Genomic DNA, 11,629 nt, shown 5'->3' on the forward strand with positions numbered 1-11,629 from the left:
CCTGCCGAGGCAACCGCAAGCGCGCGGGCGCAAGGCATCAGCCGAGGATGCCCCGCTCGTAGCCGAGCGCGACCGCCGCCGCGCGGTCCTTCGCGCCCAACTTGGCGAAGACGTGGCCCAGGTGGGTCTTGACGGTGGCCTCGGAGATGAAGAGCTCCGCCGCGATCGCCTTGTTCGACGTGCCCTTGGCGACCAGCACCAGCACTTCGCGTTCGCGCGCGGACAGGTGTTCGCCGACGCCGTCCGCACGCGGCGCGCGGACGTGGGAGACCAGCCGGGAGGCGACCGCCGGGGAGAGCACGGTGCGCCCCTCGGCCGCCGCGCGCACAGCGGTGAACAACTCCTCGCGCGGCGCGTCCTTGAGGAGGTAGCCGGTGGCGCCCGCCTCGATCGCGGGCAGGGTGTCGGAGTCGGTGTCGTACGTGGTGAGGACCAGGACCTTCGCGCGGGCGCGCCGGCGGGTCAGCTCGGCGATGGCGGCGACGCCCCCGCCGCCGGGCATCCGCAGGTCCATCAGGACGACGTCGGGGTCCATGCGCAGGGCGAGTTCCACGGCGGTGACGCCGTTGTCCGCCTCGCCGAGGACGGCGAAGCCCTCGGACGACTCGAACATGCCGCGCAGCCCGTCGCGGACGACGGGGTGGTCGTCGACCACGATCAGGGAGATGACGGAGTCAGCCATGGCGCACCAACGGTACGCGAGCGGATACGGCGGTGCCCTGCCCGGGCTCCGACTCCACCTGCGCGGTGCCCGCGATCCGCTCGGCGCGCGACCGCATGCCCTCCAGGCCGAAGCCGCCGCTGCCGGAGCGGGCGGGCACGGCGAGCGGGTCGAAGCCGCGGCCGTCGTCCCGGACGTCGACGATGACCTCGTCGCCGAGGTAGGAGAGGGTGACCCCGGCGCGGCTGGCGCCCGCGTGCCGGGCGGTGTTGGCCAGGGCTTCCTGGGCGATGCGCAGCAGCGTCGCCTCGACCTCCGCGTGCAGCGGCTCCTCGGTGCCGGTGACGGTGAACCGGGCGGCGACCCCGGAGCTCTTGGACCACTCGGCGACGGTCTTCTCCAGCGCCTGCGGAAGGGTGTCGTGCTCCAGGGCGACGGGGCTGAGGTTGTGCACCGAGCGGCGGGCCTCGCGCAGGCTGGAGCGGGCGAGGTCGGCGGCGCGGGCGAGGTGTTCGCGGGCCGTCTCCTCGTCCCGGGTGACGGTGACGACCTGGAGTTGGGCGATGATCCCGGCGAGGCCTTGGGCGATGGTGTCGTGGATCTCGGCGGCCAGTCGGCGCCGCTCGTCGGCGACGCCCGCCTCGCGGGCCTGGACGAGGAGTTGGGCCTGTAGGTGCGCGTTCTCGGCGAGGGCCTGGGTGAGCCGGGCGTTGGTGCGCTCCAACTCGCGGTACGCCCGGGCCTTCTGCCGCAGTGCGTCCTCCTCGTGTCCGCCGATGTGGACGAAGACCAGGCAGAAGAAGGCGTTCAGCACGAACAGTGCGAGGAAGGCGATCCACTGCGACCTGGACTGCGGCGGCAGCCCGCCGGACTGGGAGCCGGCCATGATGACCGTGGTGGCCAGCAGCCCCAGCCGCAGCCGGCGGACCGGCAGCAGGTGCGAGGCGTCGAAGTAGCCGATGACGGCGTAGATCGCGAAGAACGGGTTGGCCCAGGTGAGGGCGAAGGCGAGCAGGGTCCGCAGCGCGTAGTAGACCTGTCCCGCGGTGCCCGCCTGACCGCGCGGGGGGATGGTGAGGACGGTGGCGTTCACCCGGTCCTCGTACGCGGTGCTGGCGAAGCTCCACCACAGTTGGAGTGCGAGCACCAGCACCAGCAGCACGCCCGCGGCGTACACCTCGGTCCGGCTCATGATGTCGTCCGCCGAGACGACGGCGAGGAGGGTGGCGAGGCCGAGCACCAGGTAGGGGCCGTAGCGGAAGAACTGGGCCCAGCGGACCTCGGCGAGGCTCGCACCGGGGTACCCGGCGGGGACGCGACCCGCGGCCGGGACATCCGGAACATCCTGGATGCCCCGGACCTCCGGCGCGTCCCGGGCGGGCGGCTGGGACGGGGTCGCGGTACCGGTCATGGCAGCAGTGTCCCCCGCGCCCCGGCGCTTCGACACCGTCACTCCCACCGGAACCAGCGGGCCGCCGCGCAGGTCAGCACGAGTGTCCAGGCGGCCAGCACCCCCAGGTGCAGGGCGGTGGGCCAGGAGCCGTCGGCGGCGCGGGTCAGGGCGTGGGCGGCGGCGCCGAAGGGCGCGTAACCGATCGCGTCGGCCAGCGCGTCGGGCATGGCCGACACGGGGATCCACAAGCCCGCGGTGAACATGGTGGGGAAGGCGACGGCCGTGCCGAGGGCCGTCGCCGCCTTCTGCGTACGGGTGACGGCGCTGATGGTCGCGCCGAGGGCGACGCCGACGGCGACGGCCAGCAGCAGCGCGAGCACGTATCCGACGGGCTGCTTCGGCAGGGCCACGTCGTAGGCGAGGCGTCCGACGGCGATCGGCAGCACGGCGGCTGCGACGGCGACGGCGCCGTTGACGACGAGTTGGGCGACGAGCAGGGAGATCGGACGTACGGGGGTGGTGGACAGCCGGCGCAGGATGCCGCGTTCGCGATAGCCCGTGAGCACCGGCGGCATGGTCTGCAAGCCGGACATGATCATGGCGAGGAGGACGGCCACGGGGACGTACAGGTCGATCGTGCGCAGCCCGTCGAGTTCGTCGGACGGCTCCCGGAAGGAGGGCACCAGACCGAGGACGGTCAGCAGCAGGGACGGGAAGGCGACGACCCAGAAGACCGAGCCGGGCTCGCGGGCGAAGAGTCTGGCCTCCGTCTTGAGGACGGCGGCGGACGCGGATGCGGTGGTGCTCGCGGTGCGGGTCATGTCAGCGGTGCCTCTTCGGGGGTGCCGGGCCTGCCGGGTCGCTCTTCGGTGAGGTCGAGGAACGCGTCGTCGAGGCTGGCCTCGCTGACGCGCAGTTGGTGCGCGGTGACGCGGAGCCGGGCGAGCAGGGCGACGACGGCGTTCACGGTGTCGTCCGTGCCGTGGATGGTGATCCGCTCGCCCCGGGCGACGACGGACGTCATCGCCGGCAGCTCGTTCAGCGCCCCCTCGTCCAGCGGGGCGGAGGGGGTGAAGGAGATGACGGTCGCGGAGGAGGAGCGGCCGATCAGCCCGGTCGGGGTGTCGACGGCGACCAGCCGGCCCCGGTCGATGACGGCGATCCGGTCGCACAGCCGCTGGGCCTCCGCCATGAAGTGGGTGACCAGCAGGACGGTGACGCCGCGGGCCCGCACCTCCTCGATCAGCTGCCAGGTGTCGCGGCGGGCGCGCGGGTCGAGGCCGGTGGTGAGCTCGTCGAGGACGACCACGCGCGGATTGCCGATGAGGGCGAGCGCGATGAACAACCGCTGCTGCTGACCGCCGGAGAGCCCGCCGAAGCGCACGTCGAGCCGGTCGTCGAGGCCGAGGCGTTCGGCGAGCGGGCGCCAGGGCGCGGGCGACGGGTAGAACGCGGCGTACAGCTCCAGCGCCTCCCGCACGGTCAGCTTGGCCTGGAGCTCGCTCTGCTGGAGTTGGGCGCCGAGGACGCGGGTGAGCTGGTGGCGGTCGGCCACCGGGTCGATCCCGGCGACGCGCACCGTGCCGGCGTCGGGGTGGCGCAGCCCTTCGATGCACTCCACCGTGGTCGTCTTGCCGGCCCCGTTGGGCCCGAGGATGCCGAAGATCTCCCCCTCGTCGACGGCGAAGCTCACGCCGTCGACCACGGTCCGCCCGCCGTACGCCTTCTTCAGGCCCGCCACCTGCACCATCGTCATGGCAACGAGGATGTCCCGCGGGGTGCGGCGGCCACATCGCCCATCGCGCTCGGATCCGCATCAGCCGATCGGTTGATGCCGGGGTGCGACCCGGGCGCGACCGTGGGAGCGGCCCCGGGCGCGCACGCGGGGTGACGACCGCCACCCGGAAATCGAGGTGTGGTGAGTCAGGGGTGAACCGTAGGCTCGCTGCTGATGCCCACTCACCCTGACCCTGCTGCGCAGGGCTCCGTCGTGCGCACCCTGCTACGGCTGTGGCCGTACGTGCGCCCCGTGCGCGCCCGGCTGCTGACCGCCGCCGGCGTGGCGATCGTCGCGTCCTGTCTGAGCCTGGTGATCCCGCTCGTCCTGAAGTGGATGGTGGACGGTCCGGTCGCCGACGGCGACCAGGGCGGGGTGTGGCTGGGGGCGTTCGCGCTGCTGGCGCTGGGGGTGACCGAGGCGGTGCTGTTCGGGTTCCGCCGCTGGCTGGTGGCCCGGCCGGTGGCGAGCGTCGAGGCGGCGATGCGGGCGGACCTGTACGGGCACCTCCAGCGGCTGCCGGTGTCCTTCCACGACCGGTGGCCCTCCGGCCAGCTGCTGTCGCGGGGCACCACGGATCTGAGCCTGCTGCGGATGTTCCTGACCTTCCCGATGACCTTCCTTCTGGTCAACGGGGTGACGATCGTCGTCGGACTGGCGATCTTGATGGTGCAGGAGTGGACGCTCGGGCTGATGATGCTCATCCCGGTCATTCCGCTGATCGTGCTCTGCGGCTACTTCGAGGCGCGGTACGGGCTGGCGTCGCGGCGCGCCCAGGACCAGGTCGGCGATCTGACGACCGTGGTGGAGGAGAGCGTCCTCGGCATCCGGATCGTGAAGGGCTTCGGGCGCAACCGCAGCCAGGCGCGCGCCTTCCGGAAGATGGCCGAGGAGCTGCGCGGGACCGAGTTGGTCAAGGCGCGGCTGCTGGCGGGCATCTGGGCGGTGATCACGGCGATACCGGAGATCACCATCGGTGCCACCCTGGTGCTGGGCACGGTCCAGGTCGCCGACGGGGACCTGTCGGCGGGCACGCTGGTGGCGTTCTTGTCCACGGCGCTGGCGCTGCGCTGGCCGGTGGAGTCGATCGGCTTCCTGCTGGCGATGTGCCAGGAGGCCGCGACGGCGACGGAACGGTACTTCGAGGTGATGGACGAGCCCCAGGAGTCCACCCCGGACCCCGCAGGGGAGAAGGCCGCCGAGGCGGACGCCGGCGGCGGGCTGCGCTTCGAGGGCGTACGGTTCCGCTTTCCCGACGCGCCCGCCGACTCCGTGCCCGTACTGGACCGCATCGACTTGGACGTGCGCCCCGGCGAGACGATGGCCCTGGTGGGCGGCACGGGCTGCGGCAAGACCACGCTCACCGCGCTCGTCCCCCGTCTCCACGAGGTCACCGGGGGCCGGATCACGCTGGACGGCGAGGACATCGCGACGATGCCGCGCGAACGGCTGCGCGGCCTGGTGGCGGTGGCCTTCGAGGAGCCCACCCTCTTCTCCACCACCGTCGCGCAGAACGTCCTGATGGGCACGGACGCCGAGTCGGCCAGCCCGGACGCCGTCGAGCGCGCGCTGGAAGTCGCCCAGGCCGGCTTCGTCACGTCCCTGCCCGACGGCGTCCACACGGAGGTCGGCGAGCAGGGGCTGAGCCTGTCCGGCGGTCAGCGCCAGCGCCTGGCGCTGGCCCGCGCGGTCGTGGGCCGGCCCCGGTTCCTGGTGCTCGACGATCCGCTGTCCGCGCTCGACGTCCACACCGAAGCCCTGGTGGAAGCCGCACTCCGGCGCGTCCTCGCGGACACCACGGCGCTGGTGGTCGCCCACCGGCCGTCGACGGTGCTGCTCGCGGACCGGGTGGCGCTGCTGTCCGGGGGCCGCATAGCCGCCGTCGGCACCCACCAGGAACTGCTGCGTACGAACGCCGAGTACGCCTGGTTGATGTCCGGGGCCGACCACGGCACCGGGGTCGACCGCGGCCGGCCGGAAGGGAGCCCCCGATGACGTCCACCGCCTCACCGGCCGCGCCGTCCGCTCCGGCGGAGGGCGCCGAGGCGCCCCCGAGCGGCGTCGACCCCTTCGACCGGGACGACCTGCCGACGCCCAAGGGCGCGACCCGCTCCCTGCTGCGGTCGCTGCTGGCGCCGCACCGGCCCCGGGTGTGGTGCATCGCCGTGGTCCTGCTGCTCCAGCAGGCCGCGGTGCAGGCCGGCCCGCTGCTGGTCGCGTACGCCATCGACCGGGGCGTACCGGCGCTGCGCGAGGACGACTACGGCCCGCTGGTCGCGGTCGCGATCGGGTACGCCGTCGCCTCCCTGGGCTCCGGGCTGCTCCAGTACCTCTTCATCGCCACGTCCGGCCGGCTCAGCCAGGACGTGCTGCTGGACCTGCGCGGGCGGATCTTCAAGCACGCGCAGGTGCTGAGCCTGGACTTCCACGAGCGCTACACCTCGGGCCGGTTGATCTCCCGGTCCACGACGGACGTCGAGTCGCTGCGGGAACTCCTCGACGAGGGCCTGCAGGAGCTGATCGACGTCGCCCTGTCGTTCTTCTTCATCTCCGTGATGCTGCTCTGGCTCGACCTCGGCATGGGCGGCGTGGCGGTGGCGTCCTTCGTTCCGCTGCTCGTGATGGTGCGGCTCTACCAGCGCCGCGCCGGTGCCATCTTCAGCCGCCGCTCGACGGCGATCGCCGCGGTGATCGTGAAGTTCGCGGAGACGATGAACGGCATCCGGCCGGTGCGGGCCTTCCGCCGCGAGCGGGCGAACGACGCGGAGTTCGGCCGCCTCAACGCGGTCCACGCCCGCAGCAACGGCGACGCGCTGCTGGAGATGGCCCTGTACGTGCTGGGCTCCCGGCTGGTCGCGAACACCGCGGTCGCGGGGATCGTGCTGTGGGGCGCCTGGCGGGTCGCCGGCGACACCCTGGCCCTCGGCGTGCTCGCCGCGTCCGTGCTGTACCTGCGGCGGCTGTACGACCCGATCGACCGGCTCGGCATGTTCCTCAACTCCTACCAGTCGGCGGCGGCGTCGCTGGAGAAGATCGCGGGGCTGCTCGCACAGCGGCCCACGGTGCCGGAGCCGACCTCCCCGGTGCCGCTGCCGGCGTCGACGACCGAGGACCGGCCGGGCCGCCGGGTCGTCTTCGACGACGTCCGGTTCGCGTACCGCACCGGCGGCGAGGTGCTGCCGCGCTTCGACCTGACGGTCCCGGCGGGGCAGACGGTGGCGGTCGTCGGCTCCACCGGCGCGGGCAAGTCCACCCTCGCCAAACTCCTGGCCCGCTTCTACGACCCGACGGAGGGCCGGGTGCTGCTCGACGGGGTGGACCTGCGGGACCTCGCCACGCCCGACCTGCGGCGCGGGGTGGTGATGGTGACCCAGGAGGCGTTCTTGTTCTCGGGCACGATCGCGGAGAACATCGCGATCGGCCGCCCGGACGCGACGCGGGCGGAGATCGAGGCCGCGGCGCGGGCGATCGGCGCGCACGACTTCGTCAGCGGGCTGCCGGACGGCTACGACACGGACGTGCGCAAGCGCGGCGGTCGCGTCTCGGCGGGCCAGCGCCAACTGATCGGCTTCGCCCGGGCGCTGCTGGCCGACCCCGCGGTGCTGATCCTCGACGAGGCGACGAGCTCCCTGGACGTGCCCAGCGAGCAGGCGGTGCAGCGCGCGATGGACACGGTCCTCAAGGGGCGCACGGCGCTGGTGATCGCGCACCGGCTGTCGACGGTGGAGGTCGCGGACCGGGTGCTGGTGATGGAGCGGGGGCGGATCGTGGAGGACGGCGCACCGGGCGAACTGATCGCGGGCCGGGGCCGCTTCGCCGATCTGCACCGGGCGTGGCGGGACAGCCTGGTCTGAGGCGGGCGCCCGGCCGCGGTTTCGCCGGCCGCCCGCTCCGTCACCGCAGCGCGGCCGTCAGCCGGGCCTCGTGGCGCGTGATGTGCGCGGCGTCCGACCGGTAGAGCGCGTCGTGTCCGGCGGCGATGTGCCCGGCGAACGCGGCGCTCCCGGCGTCCGCCCGCTCGTGCATGTGGCGTACGAGAGCGTCGAGGCGCTGCCGCGCGGTGGCGGCCAGCACTCGGCGGTCGTCGGCGTCCAGCCCGTAGGCGTCGGCGAGCAGGCGCAGCCGGCGGGCCTGCTCGGCGACGGGCAGGTGGAAGTCCTCGTTGTCCGGGTGCGTCAGCGGCACGAAGCGGTAGGCGGCGTACGCCAGGTCCCAGACGCGGGGGCCGGGGTGGGCGGTGTCGAAGTCGATGAGCGCGAGGGTCCCGCCGTCGTCGAAGACGCAGTTGTACGGTGCGACGTCGCCGTGGCAGACCACTTCGGCGGGCTCGCGCACGGGCCCGTACCAGACGGCGTCCGGCGGCGGGACGAAGTCCGCGGTGGCGTCGTGGTAGCTGCGCAGGAGCTTGCCGACGGCGCGGAGCGTGGCGTCGGTGCGCACCTGGTCGGACAGCGGGTAGTGCGCGACCTGACCGGGCAGGAAGTCCAGCACCTCACGGCCCTCGGCGTCGATGCCGTGGGCGCGCGGCGCGGCGGTGAAGCCGCGGTCGCGCAGGTGGTCGAGCAGGGCGTGGACCGTCGCCGTCCACGGGCCGGTGGGCCGGCGCACCGTCGTACCGATCCGTACGACGTCGTTGACGCCTCCGCCGGCCAGCCGTTCTCCCCCGTGACCTGCCAGCTCTTCTTCTCCGCGATCAGCTTTCACGGGGGTGCACGGTAGGCCGGCGGAGGCGAGGCCGCCACCGAATTCCGGCGCCCGCACCCAACAGGGCTGCGGATCAAGGGAGTTGGCGTGGCGATCACACCACACCCTATGTAAAACTCTTACCATGCCTCCCGTTCGGATGACCGTCGCCGTGGCCAAGGTGCTGCGGATCCTCCTCGAAGACCCCTCCCGCCCCCGCTACGGCTATGAGCTGATGCAGGTCACCGGCTTCCCCAGCGGAAAGCTCTACCCGATCATGGCCCGGCTCCAGGCGGCGGGCTGGCTGACCAAGGAGCAGGAGGACATCGATCCGTCCGCGGCCGGTCGCCCCGCGCGCCGGATGTACCGGCTCACGCGGGACGGTGCCGAAGTCGCCCGGGTCGAACTCGCCGCGCTCAGCGAGCAGTTGCGCCCGCCCGCCGCGCACGGCCACGGCGCGCCGCTGCCGGAAGGAGGGGCCCGGTGAACGCGTTCGCCGTCGCACTCGGTCTCGCCCTCGCCCCGTTGGGAGCGCTGGCGTGCGCGGTCGCGGGCAGTCTGCTCGGCCAGGAGGCCGAGGCGCGGCTCAAGCTGCTGCCCCTCGCGATCCTGCGGCTGGCCGCCCGCCAGGTGTCGGTGGAGTGGCGCGCCGAGATCCACGAGGAGACCTGGTTACCGGACGTCCACTACATCCTCGCGGACGAGGAGGCCGGCCCGCTGACCCGTTTGGTACGGGCGACCCGTTACGCCCTCTCCGCCTGGCTCAGGCGCAGCGGTACGCAGATGGCCGCCGCGCTCGCCGAGGCCGAGCCGCCCGGCCCGGAGCGCGTCGCGGACCTCCGCGCGCGCCGACGGGGCCACCGCAAGGAGTTCGGCGCGGTGGCGACCCGGCTGCACGAACTGCTCCGACAGCCGGCCTGGGCCCATCAGCCGCAGACCGCGGCGCGCATCCTGACGGCGACGGCCGCGGCCTGCGAGGCGTACGTCGACGACCGGGACGAGCACCGGGCCGAGAGCCTCGCCCTGGCCGCCCTCCCGCTGGTGGAGAGCCTGGGCCCGACCCATCCGGCGTCCTTCGAGGTGCGTCGCGCCCATGCGCACGCGCTCGTCCAACGCGGCCGTCCGAGCCGGGCGGAGTCGCTGTTGCGCGCGCTGGCCGCGGACGAGGTCCGCACCCTGGGGCCCGACGTCCCGGGGGTCATCCGCACCGGCCGGCTGCTGGCCTGGTCCCTGGTGTGCCTGGGCCGCTTCGAGGAGGCCGAGGCCGAGTTCCGCGCCCTCGACGCGCGCCTGGCGCGGCTGCCGGGCGACTGGCTGGGGCTACGGCTGCACCTGCTGTGCATGCGGTCCTGGTCGATCGCCTGCCAGGGCCGTGCCGACGAGGCCGAGCAGGGGTACGACACGGTCGTCACGGAGCGGTCGCGGGCGCTCGGCGCCGACGACCCCGACACGTTGGACGCCCGGCACTCCAAGGGGAAGGTGCTGGTGCTGTCCGGGGACGGCGCCCGGGCCCGCGAAGTCCTCGGGCCGCTGCTGGCGGACCGCAGACGGGTGCAGGGCGCCCGCCACCCGGACACCTGGGAGACCGGCAAGTACCTCGCCGTGGCCCGCGCCCTGGCCGCCCCGCGCCGCACCGGGCTCGTGCGCCGCCGGGCGCTCGCCGAGCTGCGCGGGGTCGAGCGGCGGCAGTTGCGCAGGCACGGGCCCCAGCACCCCGGCACCCGGGACACCCGGCACTGGATCGCGGTGCTCGACGGATCGGGGACGCGCCGGTGAAGCTCGGACTGCTCACCGCCTGCCTGCCCTCCCTGACCTTGGCGGAGAGCGCGGCCTGGGCCGCCGGCGCCGGGTACCGGGCCCTGGAGGTGGCGGCCTGGCCGAAGGGCGGCAGCCACCTCCACCACGCCGCGCACCTCGACGTCGTCGACTTCTCGGGCGCCGACGTCGACCGGGTCCACGCGCTGCTGGACCGGCACGGCCTGACCGTGCCCGCGGTGACGTACTGCGACAACAACCTGCACGGCGACCCCGCTCGGCGCGAGCGCGTCCACCGTCACCTCAGGGCCTGCGTGGACGCCGCGGCGGCGCTGGGCGTCCCGTACGTCACCACCTTCGTGGGCCGCGACGTGACGCGCTCGGTGGCCCAGAACGTCGCGCTGGCCGAGCGAATCCTTCCGCCGCTGCTGGCGTACGCCGGCGAGCGCGGCGTACGGCTGCTCGCGGAGAACTGCCCGATGGAGGGGTGGCACCCCGACGGGTACCCGGGGAACCTCGCGTACTCCCCCGAGCTGTGGGAGTGGATGGCCGACCTCGGCGGCCGGGGTGCCGGCTTCCTGCTCGCGTACGACCCGTCCCATCTGCCGTGGTTGGGCATCGACCCCGTCGCGGCCCTGGACCAGGCCCTGGCCCGCGGCGCGGTCGCGCACGTCCAGGCCAAGGACGTGGAGATCGACGGGGCGGCGCGCACCCGCTACGGCGTCTTCGGCAAGACGGTGGGCCGCCGGGGGCCGACGGACGTCGGGTGGTGGCGGTACCGGGTCCCGGGCCGCGGCTCGCTGGACTGGCGGCGGCTGCTCGACCGGCTGCGTCGGGCCGGCTACGCGGGCACCGTCGCGGTCGAGCACGAGGACCCCGTCTGGGGCGGCACCGTCGAGCGGACCAAGGAGGGACTCAAGATCGCCGCCGAGCACCTGCGACCGCTCGTCACGGGCAAACCTCAGGCGTAGCCGCCGTTTCCCTGCGGGAGCGTTGGTCTCTGCGGGCCGGTGGTGGGCTTGTCGCGCAGTTCCCCGCGCCCCTGCTTCGCTGCCCCCGTCGTTTGTCTGCGGGCTGAGGCGGCGGTGTTTGGGGCGCTGGGGTCCCCCCACGCCCTCTGGGCGTAGGTGGGGGTGCACCCGTGCCCGCAGGGCACAGGGGGAGGAACTGCGCGAACAACCACAGACGGGCCGCAGACGCCACACCGCGGCACGCCGCACGGCGCACGGCGCACGCCGCACGGGGCCTCGCGGGCACGGACTAGGTCCCAGGAGTCACCGGAACCATCGCCTGACCCACCCGCACCGCCCGTCGGGAACCGGCCACTTTGCCACCGCCCCGACGCCTCGCCCCCGCCCCG

Annotated in this window: 10 protein-coding genes; 5 read left to right on the forward strand and 5 right to left on the reverse strand. The window is 73.8% G+C overall.

The genetic code is table 11. The annotated features are described in order from the left end of the window. Positions 1 to 37: 37 nt before the first annotated feature. Genes ABZ842_RS15240 through ABZ842_RS15255 form a run of 4 tightly spaced genes read right to left on the reverse strand, consistent with a single transcriptional unit; the run spans position 38 to position 3,810 of the window. Complete coding sequence (locus ABZ842_RS15240; RefSeq protein WP_361537079.1) at positions 38 to 682, reverse strand: response regulator transcription factor; 645 nt, start codon at positions 680 to 682, stop codon at positions 38 to 40. Further along, a complete protein-coding gene (locus tag ABZ842_RS15245) occupies positions 675 to 2,072 on the reverse strand; it encodes a sensor histidine kinase (protein WP_361537081.1) in 1,398 nt (465 codons plus the stop codon). Before ABZ842_RS15245 ends, ABZ842_RS15240 begins: the two co-directional genes overlap by 8 nt. A 38-nt stretch (positions 2,073 to 2,110) precedes the next feature. Further along, complete coding sequence (locus ABZ842_RS15250; protein ID WP_361537083.1) at positions 2,111 to 2,875, reverse strand: ABC transporter permease; 765 nt, start codon at positions 2,873 to 2,875, stop codon at positions 2,111 to 2,113. Beyond that, positions 2,872 to 3,810, reverse strand: a complete 939-nt coding sequence (locus ABZ842_RS15255; RefSeq protein ID WP_361537085.1) for an ABC transporter ATP-binding protein — start codon at positions 3,808 to 3,810, stop codon at positions 2,872 to 2,874. The genes ABZ842_RS15250 and ABZ842_RS15255 overlap by 4 nt, the downstream gene beginning before the upstream one ends. Before the next feature lie 195 nt (positions 3,811 to 4,005). Here ABZ842_RS15255 and ABZ842_RS15260 point away from each other — a divergent pair, with 195 nt between their 5' ends. Together ABZ842_RS15260 and ABZ842_RS15265 are read left to right on the forward strand one after the other, a co-directional pair. Beyond that, the gene (locus ABZ842_RS15260; RefSeq protein ID WP_361537087.1) at positions 4,006 to 5,826 is read left to right on the forward strand and encodes an ABC transporter ATP-binding protein; all 1,821 of its coding nucleotides are present in this window, start codon (positions 4,006 to 4,008) and stop codon (positions 5,824 to 5,826) included. Continuing rightward, positions 5,823 to 7,685, forward strand: coding sequence for an ABC transporter ATP-binding protein (locus ABZ842_RS15265; RefSeq protein ID WP_361537089.1), 1,863 nt, complete (start codon positions 5,823 to 5,825; stop codon positions 7,683 to 7,685). Before ABZ842_RS15260 ends, ABZ842_RS15265 begins: the two co-directional genes overlap by 4 nt. Positions 7,686 to 7,725: 40 nt before the next feature. On the opposite strand, the gene ABZ842_RS15270 is transcribed toward ABZ842_RS15265, so the two are convergent. Further along, a complete protein-coding gene (locus ABZ842_RS15270; RefSeq protein ID WP_361537091.1) occupies positions 7,726 to 8,535 on the reverse strand; it encodes an aminoglycoside phosphotransferase family protein in 810 nt (269 codons plus the stop codon). Positions 8,536 to 8,659: 124 nt separating this feature from the next. On the opposite strand from ABZ842_RS15270, the gene ABZ842_RS15275 reads away from it, so the two are divergent. From ABZ842_RS15275 to ABZ842_RS15285, 3 genes are read left to right on the forward strand one after another with little or no spacing between them, the layout of a single operon-like run. Next, positions 8,660 to 9,001 (forward strand): helix-turn-helix transcriptional regulator, encoded by a 342-nt coding sequence (locus ABZ842_RS15275; protein WP_361537093.1) that lies wholly within the window; start codon positions 8,660 to 8,662, stop codon positions 8,999 to 9,001. Next, on the forward strand, positions 8,998 to 10,290 hold the full coding sequence (locus ABZ842_RS15280) for a hypothetical protein (protein WP_361537095.1): 1,293 nt from the start codon (positions 8,998 to 9,000) through the stop codon (positions 10,288 to 10,290). Before ABZ842_RS15275 ends, ABZ842_RS15280 begins: the two co-directional genes overlap by 4 nt. Then, entirely contained in the window at positions 10,287 to 11,240 is a 954-nt protein-coding gene (locus ABZ842_RS15285; protein ID WP_361537097.1) for a sugar phosphate isomerase/epimerase family protein, read from the forward strand. The genes ABZ842_RS15280 and ABZ842_RS15285 overlap by 4 nt, the downstream gene beginning before the upstream one ends. Positions 11,241 to 11,629 lie beyond the last annotated feature (389 nt).

It is taken from the genome of Streptomyces sp. NPDC047315 (assembly GCF_040643215.1).
Classification (GTDB): Bacteria; Actinomycetota; Actinomycetes; order Streptomycetales; family Streptomycetaceae; genus Streptomyces.